Annotated in this window: 17 protein-coding genes; 8 read left to right on the plus strand and 9 right to left on the minus strand. The window is 71.8% G+C overall.

Features of this window, described 5'->3' with window-relative positions; translation table 11 throughout:
- The first annotated feature begins 19 nt into the window (after positions 1–19).
- Positions 20–1,588, plus strand: coding sequence for a hypothetical protein (locus tag OG607_RS05710; protein WP_405719606.1), 1,569 nt, complete (start codon positions 20–22; stop codon positions 1,586–1,588).
- Here the strand turns inward: OG607_RS05710 and OG607_RS05715 are convergent.
- The 6 genes from OG607_RS05715 to OG607_RS05740 all read right to left on the minus strand — a co-directional run bounded on the left by OG607_RS05715 (position 1,516) and on the right by OG607_RS05740 (position 6,550).
- On the minus strand, positions 1,516–2,433 hold the full coding sequence (locus OG607_RS05715; protein ID WP_405719608.1) for a DMT family transporter: 918 nt from the start codon (positions 2,431–2,433) through the stop codon (positions 1,516–1,518). The genes OG607_RS05710 and OG607_RS05715 overlap by 73 nt on opposite strands.
- A gap of 121 nt (positions 2,434–2,554) precedes the next feature.
- On the minus strand, positions 2,555–4,465 hold the full coding sequence (locus OG607_RS05720) for an FUSC family protein (RefSeq protein WP_405719610.1): 1,911 nt from the start codon (positions 4,463–4,465) through the stop codon (positions 2,555–2,557).
- A gap of 150 nt (positions 4,466–4,615) precedes the next feature.
- Positions 4,616–5,335: a L,D-transpeptidase family protein gene (locus OG607_RS05725; protein WP_405719612.1), complete on the minus strand. Its 720-nt coding sequence runs from the start codon at positions 5,333–5,335 to the stop codon at positions 4,616–4,618.
- Positions 5,332–5,820, minus strand: coding sequence for a glutathione peroxidase (locus OG607_RS05730; RefSeq protein ID WP_405719614.1), 489 nt, complete (start codon positions 5,818–5,820; stop codon positions 5,332–5,334). Before OG607_RS05730 ends, OG607_RS05725 begins: the two co-directional genes overlap by 4 nt.
- Before the next feature lie 86 nt (positions 5,821–5,906).
- The gene (locus OG607_RS05735; RefSeq protein WP_405719616.1) at positions 5,907–6,302 is read right to left on the minus strand and encodes a DUF5994 family protein; all 396 of its coding nucleotides are present in this window, start codon (positions 6,300–6,302) and stop codon (positions 5,907–5,909) included.
- Entirely contained in the window at positions 6,299–6,550 is a 252-nt protein-coding gene (locus OG607_RS05740; RefSeq protein ID WP_405719618.1) for a hypothetical protein, read from the minus strand. Before OG607_RS05740 ends, OG607_RS05735 begins: the two co-directional genes overlap by 4 nt.
- Before the next feature lie 512 nt (positions 6,551–7,062).
- On the opposite strand from OG607_RS05740, the gene OG607_RS05745 reads away from it, so the two are divergent.
- Positions 7,063–8,562, plus strand: coding sequence for a UDP-N-acetylmuramoyl-L-alanyl-D-glutamate--2,6-diaminopimelate ligase (locus OG607_RS05745; protein WP_405719620.1), 1,500 nt, complete (start codon positions 7,063–7,065; stop codon positions 8,560–8,562).
- An 8-nt stretch (positions 8,563–8,570) separates the two neighbouring features.
- Here OG607_RS05745 and OG607_RS05750 read toward each other — a convergent pair whose 3' ends face one another.
- A complete protein-coding gene (locus OG607_RS05750) occupies positions 8,571–10,217 on the minus strand; it encodes an ABC-F family ATP-binding cassette domain-containing protein (RefSeq protein ID WP_405719622.1) in 1,647 nt (548 codons plus the stop codon).
- A gap of 67 nt (positions 10,218–10,284) precedes the next feature.
- Here OG607_RS05750 and ddaH point away from each other — a divergent pair, with 67 nt between their 5' ends.
- Both ddaH and OG607_RS05760 read left to right on the plus strand, forming a co-directional pair.
- Entirely contained in the window at positions 10,285–11,061 is a 777-nt protein-coding gene (gene ddaH, locus OG607_RS05755) for a dimethylargininase (protein ID WP_405719624.1), read from the plus strand.
- A 102-nt stretch (positions 11,062–11,163) separates the two neighbouring features.
- Positions 11,164–12,135, plus strand: a complete 972-nt coding sequence (locus OG607_RS05760) for an acyl-ACP desaturase (protein WP_405719626.1) — start codon at positions 11,164–11,166, stop codon at positions 12,133–12,135.
- Positions 12,136–12,179: 44 nt separating this feature from the next.
- Here the strand turns inward: OG607_RS05760 and OG607_RS05765 are convergent, their stop codons facing one another.
- Together OG607_RS05765 and OG607_RS05770 are read right to left on the minus strand one after the other, a co-directional pair.
- On the minus strand, positions 12,180–12,515 hold the full coding sequence (locus OG607_RS05765; RefSeq protein ID WP_405719628.1) for a hypothetical protein: 336 nt from the start codon (positions 12,513–12,515) through the stop codon (positions 12,180–12,182).
- A 34-nt stretch (positions 12,516–12,549) separates the two neighbouring features.
- Positions 12,550–13,533, minus strand: coding sequence for a hypothetical protein (locus OG607_RS05770; protein WP_405719630.1), 984 nt, complete (start codon positions 13,531–13,533; stop codon positions 12,550–12,552).
- A gap of 205 nt (positions 13,534–13,738) precedes the next feature.
- Between OG607_RS05770 and OG607_RS05775 the strand changes: the two genes are divergently transcribed.
- The 4 genes from OG607_RS05775 to OG607_RS05790 all read left to right on the plus strand — a co-directional run bounded on the left by OG607_RS05775 (position 13,739) and on the right by OG607_RS05790 (position 19,996).
- Entirely contained in the window at positions 13,739–14,773 is a 1,035-nt protein-coding gene (locus OG607_RS05775) for a hypothetical protein (protein WP_405719632.1), read from the plus strand.
- A gap of 583 nt (positions 14,774–15,356) precedes the next feature.
- The gene (locus tag OG607_RS05780; protein ID WP_405736581.1) at positions 15,357–16,895 is read left to right on the plus strand and encodes an acyl-CoA carboxylase subunit beta; all 1,539 of its coding nucleotides are present in this window, start codon (positions 15,357–15,359) and stop codon (positions 16,893–16,895) included.
- Between the two features lie 30 nt (positions 16,896–16,925).
- Positions 16,926–18,851: a biotin carboxylase N-terminal domain-containing protein gene (locus tag OG607_RS05785; protein ID WP_405719634.1), complete on the plus strand. Its 1,926-nt coding sequence runs from the start codon at positions 16,926–16,928 to the stop codon at positions 18,849–18,851.
- Positions 18,848–19,996: an acyl-CoA dehydrogenase family protein gene (locus OG607_RS05790; RefSeq protein WP_405719636.1), complete on the plus strand. Its 1,149-nt coding sequence runs from the start codon at positions 18,848–18,850 to the stop codon at positions 19,994–19,996. Before OG607_RS05785 ends, OG607_RS05790 begins: the two co-directional genes overlap by 4 nt.
- The last annotated feature ends 25 nt before the right edge of the window (positions 19,997–20,021 follow it).

The following is a 20,021-nucleotide window of genomic DNA, read 5'->3' on the forward strand; positions in this document are numbered from 1 at the left end:
GCGGCGGCGACCCGGTGGCATGAGACGTACGAGAACCACCACCGGACACCGCCGCGCGGGTCGCGCCAAGCCGCGCCTGATCCTCGCGGCCGCCGGGACCACCGCGCTCGCCCTGGCGGTGTACGGAACGGCTTCGGCGCTGACCGCGGACAACGGCAGCGACGGCACGAAGACCACGGACGCGGCGGCAGCCGCGGCGACGACGGCTTCCGGCAGCCCGAGCGCGACGGAGCGCGACGACACTGCCAAGGCCACCACCTCGGCCTCCGCCGCCGCCACTTCGGCCTCCCCCAGCGCCAAGGCGAGCGCGAAGGCCGCCGCCTCGGCGTCGCTGGCCGCCCGGCTGTCCCTGACCTCGGTCGCGCTGCCGAAGAAGCTGTCCTACCTGTCGGCGGGCTACAACAACGTCAAGGAATGGACCCGCGTCGACACCGCCGTCGCCCCCAACGGCACGACCCGGGTCGCCTGGCCCGCCGCCGACGGCATCCACGTCACCACCCTCACCGCCGCGGGCAAGCGCAAGGGCACCGACACCGTCGTCGCGGGCACCAAGGAGGTCGGCGGCCTGGTCTCCCTCAACGACGGCTTCGCGCTGCTCACCCGCGTCGCCGACAGCAACAAGTGGGGCGACACCGCCGCCGCGCTGATCCGCTACAAGAACGGCGCCCGCGCCTTCACCAAGAAGCTCACCGGCACCGCCTCGCACGACACCTCGCCGGGCCTGGACGGCCAGCTGAAGTGGAACGGCACCAAGTTCGGCGCGTACTTCGTCGTCCACGGCGCGGGCGGCTTCGCCGACGGCCACTACGGCGACAAGCTGGCGTACATCAGCGCGAGCGGTGCGAAGCTCAGCGGCGGCTGGGACTGGGGCTGCAGCCACAACGAGGGCATCGCCCTGTACCCGGAGAAGACCGGGGCCTTCACCTCGCTGTGCCACGACGACTGGCGCTCGGGTCTGTTCGTCTCCACCGGCATCGGCGCGCCCGACGTGGCGCCGGTCGTCCAGCGCGAGCAGTGCTGGGCGGGCTACTGCGGCGGTACGTACGCCGGCCGCACCGGCGAGATCGTGAAGTCCGCCGCCGGGCGCTACGCGACGGCCTTCGCGTCGCGCGGGGCGGTCTCCGCGAAGAAGAACCCGGAGGACAGCAGTGGCCGGGGCTGGACCGTCACACCGAAGTGGAAGACCCACCAGGTCGCGGTCGCGTTCCTGAAGAACAAGACGACGGTGTCGGGCAAGCCGGTCTACCTCACCAGCGCCGCCGGGACCGAGCACGTCAACGTGCACATCGCACCGTACGGGAAGACCAAGCTGCTGGTGTCGTGGGAGAGCCTGTCGAACGCCAAGTGCGCGGCCGGCACCTGCACCGGGACCTTCACCGGTACGCATCTGCGGCTGATCGACTACACGGGGAAGTTCCTGACCCCCGACAAGGTCGTCAAGTCCCGGATCGCCGGTGAGATAGCCGTGCTCAAGGACGGCGACCTGACGTGGGCGTACGCCCCCGCCACGCCGGACTACCGGACGGCTTTGGCCGGCGCGTCGCCGACCTCGGGCTCCTTGACGGTGGCCCGCCTCGACGTGTCCTGAGAGCAGGGCAGCGCCGGATGGCGGCCGAGCAGCACGATACCGATGGTGATCGCCGCGAGCCCGGCCGCCTCCCAGGCCAGTGCGCCCGGGGTGACCCGCAACTGGTCGCCGAGGAAGCCGACCGCGCAGGCTATGCCGGCCAGCGGCTGGGCGGCGGTCAGGGCGGGCAGCGACATGCGCAGCGGTGCCGTCTCGAAGGCGCTCTGGACCAGGACCAGGCCGGTGAGGCCGATCGCGGCGATGGCGTAGGGCTGCCAGTGCAGGGTGAGCGCTGCGATGCCCTCGTCCGACACGAACCGGCCGGTGGTACGGGTGAGGGCGTCCTGGAGCCCGTAGAGCAGGCCCGCCGCCAGCGCCAGGACGGTGGCCTCGGGGGACGGCGTCAGCCGTTTCGCGGCCCCGACCAGCAGGACCGCCAGGCCGACGACGATCCCGACGACCAGCCAGTGCCGCAGCGCCCCGGCCTGCGCGCCGCCGCCCGAGGGCTGGCCGGCGACGATGAAGGCGGTCACGCCGGCCGCCAGGAGCAGCACGCCGGACCAGCCCTGGCGGCCCAGCGGCTGGCCGGTGAGGTGGCGCGAGAGGAGCATCGCGAAGAGCAGGCTGGTGGTGGTGAGCGGCTCGACGAGAGATACCTCACCCTTGGTGAGCGCCAGCGCGCTGAGCACCATGCCGGAGATCATCAGAAATATGCCGAGCAGCCATTCCGGCATGCGGATGAGGTCCAGCAGCAGCCGGAAGGACAGGAAGTCCGACAGCGGGGCCCGCTGAGCGGCGCGCTGCTGCAGTACGAAGCCGAACCCCAGGCAGCAGGCGGCGCCCACTCCGAGCAGGAACACGGCCACGTATCTCAGTCCTCCCGCAAACGAAAAACTTTCACGGCTTGGGGCCGACGATAACTCCACCGGCACTGTGATCGCGATGCTTTGCCCCGTCACAGCGGCGCCCTCTTGACAAACGGCGCAGTCAGTACCTGGTTACTTTCCGGATACGGTGCAGCTCGGCGACGACGTCGGCGAGCGTCTCGCACTCCGGGGTGGCCGTCAGCTCCGGCGGGGGGTCGGTGGCGCGTCCGTCCAGCGCGTCCGCGATGGCGGCGATCGCCTCTGTCACCTCGCGCGCCTCACGCTCGGAGGGGCGGGGCGCGCCGTGCTCCATCCGTACCGCGCCTGCGGTCGCCGCGTCCACGATCCGCTCCGCCGCCGACACCAGCGGGGCCCAGTCCGCGATCCGGGCGCGCTGCGCGGGCAGCTCGGCCGCCACGGTCTCGGCGGCCGCGCGCGCCTCGCCGAGCGCCCGGTAGGCGGCCCTGCGCAGCGCCATCCGCTCCTCGGCGCGCTCACCGGGGGGCGAGTTCAGGACGTGGGAGAGGTAGTCCTCGGTATGGCGCAGCGCGGCGGCCAGGCGGTGGCCGACCCGGGCGGCGGGATTGGTCAGCAGCGGCAGGTGTCCTACGAGGAGCACGATGGCGCAGGCGATGGCGGTGTCGGTGACCCGGCTGCCGGCCGCCTGGGTGTCGCCGCCGGCCCAGACGAAGGACAGCACCAGGGCGGTGACGACGGCGGTCTGCAGGGCGTAGTTCCGGCTGGCCACCGACATCGGCACCAGTGCCCCCGCGAGGCCCGCCAGCACCGGGAGCCACCAGTCGCCGCCGAACAGCGCGGCGGGGACGGCGAAGACCAGGACGCCCAGCGCCGTTCCGGCGAAGCGGTTCACCACGCGGGAGAACAGCGGCCCGAGGTCGGGCTTGACCAGGAACGCCGCCGTCGCCGGGAGCCAGTACCAGTGGTCGGCGCGCAGGGCCAGCGCCACGGCCGCGCTCGCAGTGACGCAGACCGCGACCCGGGCCGCGTAGCGCCGCCCGCCGACGCTGAGCATCCTCCGCCGCACGGTCGGCGGCGCCACCGACATCACCTCGGCCGGGCTGGACACCTCGGGCTCGCTGCGCGCGAAGGCCACGGCCGCGTCCAGCAGCGCGCGGTCGAAGGCCGCCCGGGCGGCCGTGCTCGACTCGGGCGCGGACAGCGCGCCGGGCGGGGTGCCGGTGCGCATGGCCTCGGCGAGGCGGCGCGGGCCCTCGGCCACGCGGGGCGGCAGCGGCCGGTCCTCCCACAGCAGCGCGACGCCCGCCTCGCACAGCGCGGTGGCGGCGGCGTACCGCTCGGTGAGCAGCAGTTCCTCGTCGGTGACCTTGTGGCGCAGGAGGCGGTGCAGGCGCAGCGCCTCGTCGGCCCGGTCCATGGCCGCCGTGAGCCGTCGGCGCGCCGGTACGCCGCCGGGTCCGCCGACCGCCGCCAGGGCGTCGGAGAGGGCCTCGAAGACCACGGCGAGCGCCTCGCGTTCACCGTCCAGCGAGCCGCCGACCGGGCGCGGCGGGCGCAGCACGAGCCGCAGCACGAGCAGCCAGGCGGCGCCGCCGAGGAAGCACAGGGCCTTGAACCACGGTTCGCCCGGCAGCGGCATGCCCATGCCGATGATGGTGGTGACCAGCCCCTGCACGCCCGCCGCCGAGCTCACCGGTCCGCCCACGCTCACCGCGCCCGATACCAGCCCCGCCACGAACAGCGCCGGCAGCGCCCACCAGCCGCCCGCCACCGCCGCGTACGCCGACCCGGCCAGCAGCCCCGCCGCCCCCGCGAGCGCGGGCAGCCCGACGTGCACGATGCCGGTTCTCCGGGTGCCCGGCCGGTCGTTGATCCCCGCCAGCATCGCCCCGAGTCCCGCCAGTACGCCCGCCGCGGGATTGCCCAGCGCGATCCCGGCCGCCAGCAACGGCCCCGCCGCGAGCGCTCCGCGTACCACCGCGCCCCACGGCACGGGCGCGCGCTGCCAGCGCAGGGGGTGGGCGAGCCAGGCGGGCAGGGAACGCAGAGGCAAGGGGGCATCCTCGGGGCGGTGCGATGTGGGGCGTTGCGACGTGGGGCGGTGACCGGCGGGACGCCTTCGGCCGGCGGCTGCCACCAGGGTACTGGGCCGCGCCGCTCGGGCTCAGCGCTCGGGCTCAGCGCTCGGGCTCAGCGCTCGGGCTCAGTATCGCGTGATGGCCGTCGGCCCGCTCTTCGTGCCGATTGCGATGTGCGGATGCAGGGCCGGGTCGGCCCAGGCCAGGATCCGGCGCATGGCGTCGGCCGGGACGGAGACGCAACCGGCGGTGGAGCCGCGTCCGTTGACGTGGAGGAAGATCCCGGCGCCGCGCTTGCGCACAGGGGCGGTGTAGTTGAAGCCGATGACCATCGCCCGCGCGTACTGCGTGGGGTAGTCGGCGAGGTGCTCGGACTCGGCGGGGGCGCAGTCGCGTGGGAGGCCGTTGACCCAGCGGTTGTAGGAGGCGGAGGCGTTGTCCTCGCACCACCAGGACTTGCGCGTGACGCGCTTGTACGCGTAGGCCGCGCCGGCCGGGGCGGGGCTGATACCGAAGGCGAAGGGGAGGTTGTACAGCCCGGTAGGGGTGGTGGAAGTGCCCTGGTGACGGGTCGTCCCCTCGACGAGGCCGTGGGCGCCGAGGCGGGCCGGGGCGAATCCGACCCGGATCCAGCGGCCGTAACGGCGCTCCCACCAGGTGAGGGTGCCCGTGGTGGAGCCGGTCGTGGCGGCCTCGACCGTGATCAGCTGCAAACCGCCTCCGGTACTGGCCATCCTGGACGGCAGCGGCGAATCGGGCTGCGACGACGCGCCCGCCGTGCCGGCCACGCAGGCCAGCACGGCGGCGCACGCCACGGCGACGCGCGTGCGCGGAGCGAGGGTCAACGCGGGAGGTTCGCTTCGACGGCGGAGACGACCTCGTCGGACTCCGGCTCGGTGCGGGGGCGGAAGCGGCCGACGACCTCGCCCTGCGGGGAGATCAGGAACTTCTCGAAGTTCCAGGTGACCGGGCCCGCCTCGCCGTCCGCGTCCGGGGTCTCGGTCAGCGCCGCGTAGAGCGGGTGGCGGTCGTCGCCGTTCACGTCGGTCTTCTCGAAGAGCGGGAAGCTCACGCCGTACGTGGCGGAGCAGAAGGTCGCGATCTCCTCGGCCGAGCCCGGCTCCTGCCCGGCGAACTGGTTGCTGGGGAAGCCGAGCACGCTGAAGTTCCGGTCCGCGTAGCGCTTCTGGAGCCGCTCCAGGCCCTCGTACTGCGGGGTGAGGCCGCACTTGGACGCGACGTTCACGATCAGCAGGGCCTGGCCCTCGTAGTCGCCGAGGGACGCGGGCTCGCCGGCGAGGGTGCGCAGGGGGATCTCGTACAGGCTCACGATTTGTAACTCCTCAATCGACGGGGTGTCCTCCGCCTCAACCCCGTCGGCCGGGCCGATCTTCCCACGGCGGGCCGCGATCCGCCCTACCGGCTCGCGACCTGAGCCGTCAGAGCCGGGGCCGGCCCCGCCGACATGAGGCGCTCGCCCTCCTCTGCGGACGCGCCCGGCGCGACGACCAGCAGGTCGCAGCGGCCGACACCGTACGAGAGCAGGCAGATGGCGCTGGGGCTGTGGGCGACGTCGGAGCGGGTGATGTGCACCGTGTGGTCGCCGAGGTGCAGCAGGCCGGGGCCGGTGCGCCACATGGAGCGGCTGACCGTGACTCTGGTGATACGGGGCCAGCGTTCCTCCAGCGCGGCCAGCAGGCCGGGCAGCTCGTTGACGAGGGAGTGGGAACGGGGCCACCAGGCGCCGTCCAGGCGGTGCGGGCCGGTGCCGACGGGCAGCAGCTCCAGTCTCGTGGGCAGGGCGCCGGTCAAGAGCCGCTCCCGCCGGCGGAGACCAGCCAGGGCTGGAAGGAGGTCGGTGCCTCGGGGACGGCGGTGGTGTCCACGGTGAGGACGAGCCGGGTGCCGCTGCCGCTCTCGCCGGCCGGGTAACTGCGCTGCTCCGTGCTGGAGAACCAGCTGCGCAACGCCTGCGCGATCAGTTGCGCCACGTCCGGGGACGCGGTGGTGACGCGGACCTCGGCGAGGCCGGGGGCGGGCAGCGATCGATCCTGATTCATGGTGACTCTCATTCTGCGTTCTGCGGTTTCCGCGGTGGGGTGAGCGACTGCGACGGCATGTCACATACGGCGGGCATCGCGGGCGAGCAGGCGTTGTGAGGAATCGCGCTTCGTCGCTGTGGGGGAGGCCGCGCGGTCGGTGACCGTCGGCTCTGTGATCACGCCCATGGCGTGCACCTGTCCCCGGGCCCGTTCGCACGCGCCCGGCGTCGTCGAACCCCAAGAACGACGCCGGCATGGCAGCCAGCGTACGAAGTGCTCTCAGCAACCACCACTCTACTCCGGCCACGCCGGACCGTGGGGTGACATGGGTCGACGGGCGTAGACTCGCAGCGCATCGAGCCGCCGAGCCGAATTCTGCCGCGCTCGGATTTCTGTACGTCATGCGCGATCCCCGACAGTCGGGTGCCTGCCTCCAGGTACCGGACAGCCAGCCAGGTCCATGGTCATCACCGCGGCCTTCCGGCCTGCCCTCATCGGCGTACCGGAGTGCCGCCTTCGAGGGGACAGCTTTGAATCTCACCGAACTTCTGGACGGGCACGCCCACCAGGTTCTCCAGGGCGACACCAGTACCCGGATCAGCGCGGGAATGCACTTCGACGCCCACCGGATGATCCCAGGCGCGCTCTACATCGCCGTGCCCGGCCATCGTGAGGGCGGCCCCGAGGCCATCCAGCGCGCCGTGGATTTCGGAGCGGCGGCGGTCCTGGTGGAGGGCGCGGACGACGTACGCGTACCGGACGGCGAGGTCTGCGTCGTGCGCGTACCGGATGTGCGGGTGACGGCCTCGGCGATCGCGGCCCGCTACTACGGCGAGCCGGGCCGCGCCATGGACGTGATGGCGGTCACCGGCACCAACGGGAAGACGTCGGTGTCGTACATGGTCGAGTCGGTCCTACGGATCGCCGAGGGCGCGCGGTTCGGGGTCATCGGCACCTCCGGCAGCCGCATCGGCGACGAGATGGTGCCGATGCCGCCCTCGGTCCTGACCACGCCGGAATCGCCGGATCTCCAGTACCTGCTGGGGTACATGCGGGACCGCGGGGCGGCCGGCGTCGTCCTGGAGGCCACCTCGATGGCGCTGCTGACCCACCGGGTCGACGATGCCCACATCGACGTCGGGGTCTTCACCAACCTGACCCAGGACCACCTCGACGACCACGGCACGATGGAGAGCTACCGCAACGCCAAGCTCCGGCTCTTCCAGGGCCTGTGCCGCCGCGCCGTCGTCAACGCCGACGACCCGGTGAGCGCCACGATCCAGGCGCTGATGCCGGGGGCAGTCACCACATACGCCCTGGACACCGAGGCGGACTACCGGGCGGGCGACCTGCGCGGGGACGCCACCGGCAGCCGCTTCACCGTGCACCACCGGGGGCGTGCGTACCCGGCTGCCATCCCCGTCCCCGGGCGGTTCTCGGTGTCCAACGCCCTCGCCACGATCGCCGCCTGCCACACCCTGGGCCACGACCTGGGCGCGGTCATCGCGGCCCTGCGGCTGATGCCGCCGGTCCCGGGCAGGTTCGAGGGCCACACCACCGCGCTCGGCACCTCGGTGATCGTGGACTACGCCCACTCGCCGGACTCGCTGGAGAAGGTCCTGACCGCCATCGGCGGCTTCGCGACCGCCCGGGTCATCACCGTCTTCGGCTGCGGCGGGGACCGCGACACCACCAAGCGCGCCGCCATGGGAGAGATCGCCGGACGGCTATCCGACCTGTGCGTCCTCACCTCCGACAACCCGCGCACCGAGGACCCCGACGCGATCCTGGACGAGATCACCCCGGGCGTCGCCCTGAGCGGCACCCCGTACGAGCGCATCGCCGACCGCAGCGAGGCCATCCGCTTCGCGCTGGCCGCCGCGGGCCCGGACGACGTTGTCCTCGTCGCCGGCAGGGGCAGCGAGCCGCACCAGGTCATCGGCGAGGAGCTGTTCCCCTTCAGCGACATGGCCGTCGTGCGCCACCTCGCCGACGAGCTGTCACGCTCCGGGGCCGGCACCCTGTCCTAGGCCCTGGCCTAGGCCCGGCTCTCGCTGACCCGCCCGCCGTCCACCACGAGGCGGCGGGTGGTCTCCACCGCGTCCAGCATGCGCCGGTCGTGGGTGACGAGCAGCAGCGTGCCGTTGTAGGTCGCGAGTGCGGACTCCAGCTGCTCGATGGCGGGCAGGTCGAGGTGGTTGGTCGGCTCGTCCAGGACCAGCAGGTTGACGCCGCGCGCCTGGAGGAGCGCCAGGGCGGCGCGGGTGCGCTCGCCGGGCGAGAGGGTGGCGGCGGGGCGCAGGACGTGGACGGCCTTGAGGCCGAACTTGGCGAGCAGGGTGCGTACGTCGGCGGGCGGGACGTCCGGGACCTCGGCCCCGAAGGCGTCGAGGAGTGCCTCGCCGCCGTAGAACAGCTTGCGGGCCTGGTCCACCTCGCCGACGACGACGCCGGGGCCGAGCGTCGCGCTGCCGGCCGTCAGCTCGGCGCGGCCGAGGAGGGCGGCGAGGAGGGTGGACTTGCCGGAGCCGTTGGCGCCGGTGATGGCGACCCGGTCGGCCCAGTCGATCTGGAGGTCGACCGGGCCCAGGCGGAAGTCGCCGCGCCTGACCTCGGCGCCGTGCAGAGTGGCCACGACCGCGCCCGAGCGGGGCGCGGCGGCGATCTCCATGCGCAGCTCCCACTCCTTGCGGGGTTCCTCGACGACATCGAGGCGTTCGATCATCCGCTGGGTCTGGCGGGCCTTGGAGGCCTGCTTCTCGGTGGATTCGGCGCGGGTCTTGCGGCTCAACTTGTCGTTGTCTGTGGCCTTGCGGCGCGCGTTGCGCACGCCGTGTTCCATCCAGCCGCGCTGCATGCGCGCGCGGGATTCGAGGGAGGCGCGGGTGTCGGCGTACTCGTCGTACTCCTCGCGCGCGTGGCGGCGGGCCACCTCGCGCTCCTCCAGGTAGGCGGCGTAGCCACCGCCGTAGATGTTCACCTGCTGCTGCGCGAGGTCGAGTTCGACGACCTTGGTGACGGTCCGGGTCAGGAACTCGCGGTCGTGGCTGACGACGACCGTGCCGGCCTTGAGGCCCTTGACGAAGGCTTCGAGGCGCTCCAGGCCGTCCAGGTCGAGGTCGTTGGTCGGCTCGTCCAGGAGGAAGACGTCGTAACGGCTGAGCAGCAGCGAGGCCAGGCCCGCGCGGGCCGCCTGGCCGCCGGACAGGGCGGTCATCGGCTGGTCGAGGCCGATGGTCAGGCCGAGCGAGGCGGCGACCTCCTCGGCGCGCTCGTCCAGGTCGGCGCCGCCGAGGGCGAGCCAGCGCTCCAGGCTCTCGGCGTACGCGTCGTCGGCGCCGGGGGTCTCGTCCATCAGGCCCTGGGTGGCGGCGTCGAGGGCCTGCTGGGCGGCGTCCACTCCGGTACGCCGGGCGAGGAAGGCCCGCACGGTCTCGCCGTCGCGGCGCTCGGGCTCCTGAGGGAGATGGCCGACGGCGGCGGTGGGCGGGCTGAGCCGCAGCAGGCCCTCCTCCGGGGTGTCCAGGCCGGCCAGCAGGCGCAGCAGCGTGGACTTGCCCGCTCCGTTGGGGCCGACGAGGCCGATGACGTCGCCGGGGGCGACGACGATGTCGAGGCCGGCGAAGAGGACACGGTCCCCGTGTCCTGCGGCAAGATCCTTGGCAACAAGCGTGGCGCTACTCATCAGAGCGCCGATCCTACCGTCGCCGTCGGGAGTGACTCTTCCCATGCCCAGTCCCATGTTCAGTCCCATGTCCAGCCGCAAAGCCCTGGTCCGCCGCCCCAGCCCGCGCCTGTCCGAGGGGCTCGTCACCCACATCGACCGCTCCCCGGTCGACTTCGATCTCGCCCTGCGGCAGTGGGAGGCCTACGTGGCCGTGCTGCGCGCCGACGGCTGGGAGACGGTCGAGGTCGCTCCGGCCGACGACTGCCCCGACGGCGTCTTCGTCGAGGACACGATGGTCGTCTTCCGCAATGTCGCCCTCATCGCCCGCCCCGGTGCGGATCCGCGCCTGGGCGAGACGGCGGGCGCGGAGGCCGCCGTCACGGCCCTCGGCCTGTCCGTCAACCGGGTGCGCGAGCCCGGCACGCTCGAAGGCGGCGACATCCTGAAGGTCGGCGACACGGTGTACGTCGGCCGTGGCGGGCGCACGAACGCGGAGGGCGTACGGCAGCTGCGCTCCGCTTTCGAGCCGCTGGGGGCAACGGTCGTGGCCGTTCCGGTCAGCAAGGTGCTGCATCTGAAATCGGCGGTCACGGCGCTGCCGGACGGAACCGTCATCGGCTTTCCGCCGCTGGTGGATGACCCGGCGGCCTTCCCCCGCTTCCTGCCGGTGCCGGAGGAGGCGGGGGCGCATGTGGTGCTGCTCGGGGGCGGGCGGTTGCTCCTGGCCGCGAGCGCCCCGAAAAGCGCGGCGCTTTTCGGGGACCTTGGGTACGAGCCGGTCGTTGTGGACATCAGCGAGTTCGAGAAGCTGGAGGGGTGCGTAACGTGCCTGTCCGTCCGGCTTCGCGAGCTTTACGCGTAGCCGGGTGGCCGACGGTTGCCTTTTCGAGTCGTCTTAACCTACGGTGGCGTAACCTACGCATCCGTAGGTGCGTGTCAGCTAGTCGTCAGGAGCGAGCACAACGTGACCATCACCCCGTCCCAGCGCACCGAGTCGGACACATGGAGTGACACGAAGCTTCTGTACGCCCTCGAAGAGGTTGTCGAGAAGGAGCTGAACCGGCACATCGGCGTCGCGAAGGAATGGATGCCGCACGAGTACGTACCGTGGAGCGACGGACGTAACTTCGACGGCGTCATGGGCGGCGAGGCCTGGTCACCGGAGCAGTCGAAGGTCACGGAGATCGGCCGGATATCGCTGATCGTCAACCTGCTGACCGAGGACAACCTGCCCAGCTACCACCACGAGATCGCGACCATGTTCGGCCGCGACGGCGCCTGGGGCACCTGGGTGCACCGCTGGACGGCGGAGGAGGGCCGGCACGCCATCGCCATGCGCGACTACCTGCTGACCACCCGCGCCGTGGACCCGGTGGAGCTGGAGCGGTTCCGGATGACGCACATGTCGGAGGGCTTCGAGTCCGACAACTCGCACAGCATGCTGCACTCGGTGGCGTACGTCGCCTTCCAGGAGCTGGCGACGCGCATCTCGCACCGCAACACGGGCAAGGAGTCGGGCGACCCGATCTGCGACCGGATGCTGGCGCGGATCGCCACCGACGAGAACCTGCACATGGTCTTCTACCGCAACCTGCTGGGAGCGGCCCTGGAGCTCGCCCCCAACCAGGCGATGCAGGCCATCCGCGATGTGGTCGTCGGCTTCCGCATGCCGGGTCACGGTATGCCGGGCTTCGAGCGGTCGGCGGCGCGGATCGCGATCGGCGGGATCTACAACCTGCGGATCCACCACGACGACGTGCTGATGCCGGTGCTGCGCCACCTGAAGGTGCTGGAGTTCACCGGGCTGGGCCCGGACGGGACAAAGGCACAGGAGGAGCTGGGCTTCTTCATGGGCGAACTCAACGCGCAGGCGGTCAAGTTCGACGAGCGGCGCGAGGCGCTGCTGGCCCGCCGGGCGGCACGCGCCGCGTCCTGATGCCCGATCTGAGCTGATGCTCTGACCCCCTCCACTCAGGGGGGTCAGAGCATCAGCTCTTCCCGGGGACGCTGCGCGCGCAGTGCGGCGATCGCCGGGTCGATCCGGCCCGCCACGATGGCCTTGCGGTCGGCCGCCGTGGCCTCCCGTACGCTGCGCACGACGGCGTCGAACGGCGCCAGGCTGACGGTGATGCCGTAGCCCGCCCGGTAGGGGCTGTCGGGGGCGTAGCACTGGCCCACGGTGTGAGTGATGTGCGCGGGACGCAGATCACCGGCCCGGCAGCAATGCCACTCCACGCACCACGCGCACCAGACGCGCAGGTACCGGCCGTCCGGGCGGTAGTCGAGATAGCCCGGCAGGTTGGGGGACTTGATCATCGTACGGCTCCTTGGTGGGTGGGCCTGTCAGGGCTCAGGCAAGGCCGGTTCCCTGCTTGCGCAGGGAGGGCGAGGGGGAGACGGCGGGGACTTGGGGGCGGTCGTGCTGGAGAAGCTGGAACAGCACCTCGCCGGTGACGCTCATGAAGGTCAGCGCGAGCGCGACGCCGAGCGCGACGGCGGGTGTGGTGCCATTGCCCACGTTCATGGCCGTCGCACCGGTGCCGATGAAGGCGCTGATCCCCCGGGGGATCCGGGTCCTGGTCGTCTGCTTGTCCGCGCGGGCGCGGTCGTCGTCCACCGGCGCCTTGATGAACTCGCCGGCGAGCAGTGCCAGGGCGGCGCATCCGAAATACGCCCACGGCGCGGCCGGGCTGAGGCTCAGCCCGAAGTGGCCCAGCACCCCGTGGAGCAGGGCCGCCATGCCGAAGAACAGCACACCGCTGTGAGCACTGGGCAACGGGAGGGGCTTGTAGTTGAGCTGGCCGCCGCGCCGCTTGACGGGTATCACGATCCGCGCACCGTCTCCCCAGCCCACCGTCTCGCTGTACAGGCTCAAGGAGCACATGACACCGGTGGCGACCAACAGGGCCGACGGCGCGGTGCCGTTGACGATGTTCACCACTGAGGTGCCGGTGCCGAGCAGGACGCTGAACAGCCGGGAGAGGGGGTCGGTCCGCTGGCTCCTCGCGGCGTTCCCGCGCTCGGACGGGGCGGCAGCGCTCTCCTCGTCGTCGTTCCTCGACATGCCCCTGGCGAGCTGACCGGCCATCAGGGCCAGCAGTACGCAGGCCGCGTAGACCCAGCGAGCGGCGGGCGCTGTGCTGAGGTGGTAGTAGCGCAGCACCGCGTTCGCCAGATTGGCCAGGTTGGCGAAGAACACGGCGGTCAGCATGTTGGGCCGGGGCAGGTCCAGCAGGATCCGGCCGGTGGCCGGGTCGTACCGGATACAGGGGACCGCTGGTCCCCACCGTTCATTGGCAGTACCTTCGGAAGGCAGCACTTCGTCTCCAGTCATGGGCGCAGGGTGCTGGAACCCGGGTTCGCAGCCGTCGCATGGCTGCGAACCCGATCCTTTGTTTGTACTCCCCTCTGACCAGGCATGACGGCCTGTGAAGCAGCGTCTTTCCTGGGGAATGAAAGCCCGGCTTTCGGTGGCGGAGAACTCCCAGGTGCGAACGAAACCAGCGCTTGGGAGCCAAATCTCGCTTACCTTGGGATCCATGGCGGGGAGAGAGCAGATACGTGACGGCGCGCCCGGCGAGTGGGAGTACACGGTCTTTTTCACCCGGGCGAAAGTCGGCACCCACGAGGAGGCGCGTCGTCGGCTGGAGGAGGTCCACAACGAGAAGCTGACCTCGCAGGCGATCGGCGACGTGATTCAGAAGCTCGAAGGGTGGTACGCCGCAGGGCCGTTGTTCGAGGGACGGGGCAGGACGTCCCGGCTCACGGAGACCGGCACCCTGTGCCTGCGACACGCGGAGACCGTCCTGGCGGTCTACGAACAGGTCCGGAGCGAGCGGAGCAGCACACGATCCCCGGTCCCGGTTCTCGCACACCTCCCCCACCATCTGCACTATGTGGCGCGCCTGGAAAGCGTCATGCGCAAGGACGGCGCGGAGTTGGAGACGTTCCCGCTGCGGCAACGGCACCGCGGGGACGCGGCGTTCGTGCAGCACGCGCTGGTGCCGCTGCGGCACGGCGTGTACCAGTTGGTCGTCGGCCATCCCGCTTCGTCGGACTTCCCTGATCTGCAGTCGGACGTGCTCTACTCGGCCCGGCTGGAGGCCAAGGTGGACCAGTCGTACGCGGGCGACTTCATGCCGCTGACCGAACTCCCGCACTACCGCCTGATGGCCCCACCGCTGGAACTGCGCTCGCGCAAGCTGCTCGAACAGGCGGTCATCGACCACGGACTGGGTGCGCTCCAGATAGCCGCGGAGTCATACGAGACCGCCACGCACATCCTGCGCATGCGCGCCGACCGGCTCGCGCACGGGCACGACGACCGGGTCGTCGTCGTCCCCTCCGACGTGGCACTGGTCTTCAAGGAGGGGTACGAGTTCGGCGGCACGGGCGGTCAGTACTTCAAGTGGGTACCGATCATGCACAACCACGTCCCGCTCACCCACGACGTGTGCGTGACGACGCTCAAGCAACGCACTCCCTTCATCCGCGACGTCGTCACCGAGTTGAAGAAGGTCTGCGCGCAACTGCCAGGACTCGCCGGTGCCGGCGAGAAGTCGCCGCCCGCGTGAACCACGGCGCGTGCTCTCGTGCGCCGGGTGAACGCACCTGTGCACTGGGTGAGTGATCTGCCGCGCCCTGCGCTCCCATGCTGTCCTGACCGGTAGGCGGGAACACGCCGACCGAAGGGGCGATGACCGATGGCAGGACAGGCAGCACGGAACGGACGAGCCGGACGAGCGGTTCCTCCGAGGCACCTCGTCGCCCGCTGGGCTCTGCCCACCGCTGCGATCGTCGCGATGGCGGCAGGGACCTGGGCGGCCGATACCGGCGGAGCGGCGTGGTACGGGGCGTTTCCGGCCTTCGCGAGCCTCCTGGTGGCCGTCCGGGTGGAACGGCAGGTCAGGAACGGGACTTGGAACCCCTAATGAAATGACCGGGGCTACGACCACGACAAGTATCACCGTCTCGTGTGGGCCCTCGGGGTATCGCCCGTGAGGCCGCCACCCGGCAGACCCTGGCCGCAGAGCTGCGTCCCACTAAAACATGCACACGTGCTTGTTTTCTGCCGGGCGGGGAAGAAGACTGTCGCCCGTGGCCAATCATCCGACCTACGTACCGATCGATCCGCTGGGCGGAGCGAACCGGGATTCGATGCTGGCCCGCCTGGCCGAGATCGACGCCGAGCACGCCAAGGCCATCGCCGGAGGCGGCCCGAAGTACGTGGAACGCCACCGGGCGCGCGGCAAGCTGCTCGCCCGGGAGCGGATCGAGCTGCTGGTCGACCCGGACACCCCGTTCCTGGAGCTGTCGCCGCTCGCGGCCTGGGGCAGCGCCTACCCGGTCGGCGCCTCGATGGTCACCGGCATCGGGGTGATCGAGGGCACGGAGTGCGTGATCACGGCCAATGACCCGACCGTGCGCGGCGGCGCCAGCAATCCGTGGACGCTGAAGAAGGCGCTGCGCGCGAACGAGATCGCCTTCGCCAACCGCCTGCCCGTCGTCAATCTCGTGGAGTCCGGCGGCGCGGATCTGCCGAGCCAGAAGGAGATCTTCATCCCGGGCGGCGCGCTCTTCCGGGATCTCACCCGGCTGTCGGCGGCCGGAATCCCCACCGTCGCCGTCGTGTTCGGCAATTCGACGGCGGGCGGGGCGTACGTACCGGGGATGTCCGACCACGTCATCATGGTCAAGGAGCGCTCCAAGGTCTTCCTGGGCGGTCCGCCGCTGGTGAAGATGGCCACCGGCGAGGAGTCCGACGACGAGTCGCTCGGCGGCGCCGACATGCACGCCCGGATCTCCGGCCTCGCCGACTACTTCGCCCTCGACGAGCCGGACGCGCTCCGCCTCGCCCGCCGCGTCGTCGCCCGGCTGAGGTGGACCAAGCAGGGCCCGGCGCCCGCGGCCTCGTACGATCCGCCGCTGCTGGACGAGGACGGACTGCTCGGCATCGTCCCGGAGGACCTCAGGACCCCCTTCGACCCGCGCGAGGTCATCGCGCGGATCGCCGACGGCTCGGACTTCGACGAGTTCAAGCCGCTGTACGGGCCGAGCCTGGCCACCGGATGGGCGCAGGTGCACGGCTATCCGGTCGGCATCCTGGCCAATGCGCAGGGGGTGCTCTTCAGCGCCGAGTCGCAGAAGGCCGCCCAGTTCATCCAGCTCGCCAACCAGCGCGACATCCCACTGCTGTTCCTGCACAACACCACCGGCTACATGGTCGGCAGGGAATACGAGCAGGCCGGGATCATCAAGCACGGCGCGATGATGGTCAACGCGGTCTCCAACTCCCGCGTCCCGCACATCTCCGTCCTGATGGGCGCGAGTTACGGTGCCGGGCACTACGGCATGTGCGGCCGCGCCTTCGAGCCGCGCTTCCTGTTCGCCTGGCCCAGCGCCAAGTCGGCCGTCATGGGTCCGGCGCAGCTCGCCGGTGTGCTGTCGATCGTCGCCCGGCAGTCGGCGGAGGCGCGGGGGCAGGCGTACGACGAGGAGGCGGACGCCGCGCTGCGCGCGATGGTCGAGCAGCAGATCGAGTCCGAGTCGCTGCCGATGTTCCTTTCGGGGCGGCTGTACGACGACGGGGTCATCGACCCGCGCGACACCCGCACCGTGCTCGGCCTGTGCCTGTCGGCCGTCCACAGCGCCCCGGTCGAGGGCGCGCGGGGCGGCTTCGGCGTCTTCCGGATGTGAGTTGTGAGATGTGATGTGAGGGGACCTTCGGTGATCTCTGCTGTGCTCGTGGCCAACCGTGGTGAGATCGCGCGCCGCGTCTTCCGTACCTGCCGCGCGCTGGGCATCGCCACGGTCGCCGTCTTCTCCGAGGCCGACGCCGAGGCGGCGCACGTACGGGAGGCCGATACGGGGGTACGCCTGCCGGGGCCGGGCAGCGCGCCCGCCGACACGTATCTGCGTGCCGGCCTGATCGTGAAGGCCGCCGTCACGGCGGGCGCGGACGCCGTCCACCCCGGCTACGGCTTCCTGTCCGAGAACGCGGACTTCGCGCGCGCCGTGACCGCCGCCGGGCTGACCTGGATCGGGCCGGCGGCGGAGGCCATCGAGGCCATGGGGTCCAAGACGCGCGCCAAGGGGCTGATGGCGGCGGCCGGGGTGCCGGTGCTGGAGGCCGCTCCCGGCGAGTTCCCCGTGCTGGTCAAGGCGGCGGCGGGCGGCGGCGGGCGCGGCATGCGCGTCGTCCGCGACGCGGCCGCCCTGGAGGAGGCACTCGCCGCGGCGCGCGCGGAGGCCGCGTCGGCCTTCGGGGACGGCGAGGTGTTCCTGGAGCCGTATGTGGAGGACGGCCGGCACATCGAGGTGCAGGTGCTCGCCGACGCCCACGGCACGGTCTGGATCCTCGGCGAGCGCGACTGCTCCGTCCAGCGCCGCCACCAGAAGGTCATCGAGGAGACCCCGGCCCCCGGCATCGGCGACGACCTGCGGCGCACGCTCCACGAGGCCGCGGAGGCCGCCTCACGGGCGATCGGCTACACGGGCGCGGGCACGGTCGAGTTCCTGGTCGCCCCGGACGGGCGGCCGTACTTCCTGGAGATGAACACCCGGCTGCAGGTGGAGCATCCGGTCACCGAGTGCGTCTTCGGCCTCGACCTGGTCGCCCTCCAGATCCGGGTCGCGGAGGGCGAGCGGCTGGCGCCCGAGCCGCCCGCGCCCGGCGGCCACGCGGTCGAGGCCCGCCTGTACGCCGAGGATCCCGCGCGGGACTGGCAGCCGCAGACGGGGGTGCTGCACCGGCTGCGGGTGGGCCCGGAGCTCCGCGTCGACGCCGCGTACGGGGACGGCGACACCGTCGGCCCGCACTACGACCCGATGCTCGCCAAGGTGATCGCCCACGCGCCCACCCGCGCCGAGGCCCTGCGCCTGCTGGCCCGGGGGCTGGAACGGGCCCATGTCCACGGCCCGGTGACCAACCGCGACCTGCTGGTGCAGGTCCTGCGGCACCCGGACTTCGCCGCCGGCCGGCTCTCCACCGCGTTCCTTGAGCGCATCGTTCCGGTGCCGGCCGAACCGGACGCCGTACGTCTGGCCGCCCTCGCCGCCGCCCTCGCCGGTGCCGCCGACCGGCATCCGCTCGGCGGCTGGCGCAATGTCCCGTCCCAGCCGCAGAACAAGAGCTACCGCGCCGAGCCGGACGGGGCCGTGCACGAGGTCCGCTACCGCCTGACGCGTGCCGGGCTCGTGGCCGAGGGGCACCCTGACGTGGGTCTGCTGCGGGCGGCCCCGGACGCGGTGGTGCTCGAAGTGGCGGGCGTACGGCGGGCGTTCGAGGTGGCGACGTACGGCGACCGGGTGCACGTCGACTCCCCGCTCGGGGCGGTGGCGCTCACCGTGCTGCCCCGCTTCCCGGCGCCCCAGACGCGTACGGAGCCGGGGTCGCTGCTGGCGCCGATGCCCGGCACCGTGGTGCGGCTGGGGTTCGCCAAGGCCGGGGACCGGGTGGAGGCGGGGCAGCCGCTGCTGTGGCTGGAGGCGATGAAGATGGAGCACCGGGTGGCCGCGCCCGCGGCCGGGGTGCTCGCCGCGCTGCATGCCGAGGTCGGCCAACAGGTGGAGGTCGGCGCCGTACTGGCCGTCGTAGTCGTACAGGAAGACGTAGAAGTCGTCGAAGTCGTCGAGGAAGAGGTGCCGTCATGACCGCCGGCTTGGAGAACGCTCTGCTGGAGACCGAGGAGCGCCGGGCCCTGCGCGAGGCGGTCGGCGAGCTGGGCCGCCGCCACGGGCGGGGCTATGACGCCGAGAAGCTCTGGCAGGAGGCGGGCGCGCTGGGCTACCTCGGCGTGAACCTGCCGGAGTCGTACGGCGGAGGGGGCGGCGGGCTCACCGAACTGTCCATCGTGCTGGAGGAATTGGGGACGGCCGGGTGCCCGCTGCTGCTCATGGTCGTCTCCCCCGCCATCTGCGGCACGGTGATCGCCCGCTTCGGCACGCCGGAGCAGAAGCAGCGCTGGCTGCCCGGCCTCTCCGACGGCACCGCCCGCATGGCATTCGGGATCACCGAGCCCGAGGCGGGCTCCAACTCCCACCGGCTCACCACCGTCGCCCGCCGGGACGGCTCGGACTGGCTGCTCACCGGCCGCAAGGTCTTCATCTCGGGCGTGGACGTCTGCGACGCCACGCTCATCGTCGGCCGCACCGAGGACGCGCGCACCGGCAAGCTCAAGCCCTGCCTGTTCATCGTCCCCCGCGACACCCCCGGCTTCGAGTACCGGCGGATCGACATGGAACTCGCCGCGCCCGAGAAGCAGTTCCAGCTCTTCCTCGACGACGTCCGGCTCCCCGCCGACGCCCTCGTCGGCGACGAGGACGCCGGGCTGCTGCAGCTCTTCGCCGGGCTCAATCCCGAACGCGTCATGACCGCCGCCTTCTCCATCGGCATGGGCCGCTACGCCCTGTCCACCGCCGTCGGCTACGCCCGCACACGCCAGGTCTGGCAGGCCCCCATCGGCTCCCACCAGGCCATCGCCCATCCCCTCGCCCAGGCGCACATCGAGCTCGAACTCGCCCGGTTGATGCTGCGCAAGGCGGCCTTCCTCTACGACTCCGGGGATGACATGGCCGCAGGCGAAGCCGCCAACATGGCCAAGTACGCGGCCGCCGAGGCCGGGGCCAAGGCCGTCGACCAGGCGGTGCACACGCTCGGCGGCAACGGGCTTACCACCGAGTACGGGCTCGCGTCGCTGCTCACCGCGTCCCGGGTCGGCCGGATCGCCCCGGTGAGCCGCGAGATGATCCTCAACTTCGTCTCGCACCACTCGCTGGGCCTGCCCAAGTCGTACTGACAGACCCAAGAAGGCCCGACGAGGC

This window comes from Streptomyces sp. NBC_01537 (genome assembly GCF_045040445.1).
Classification (GTDB): domain Bacteria; phylum Actinomycetota; class Actinomycetes; order Streptomycetales; family Streptomycetaceae; genus Actinacidiphila.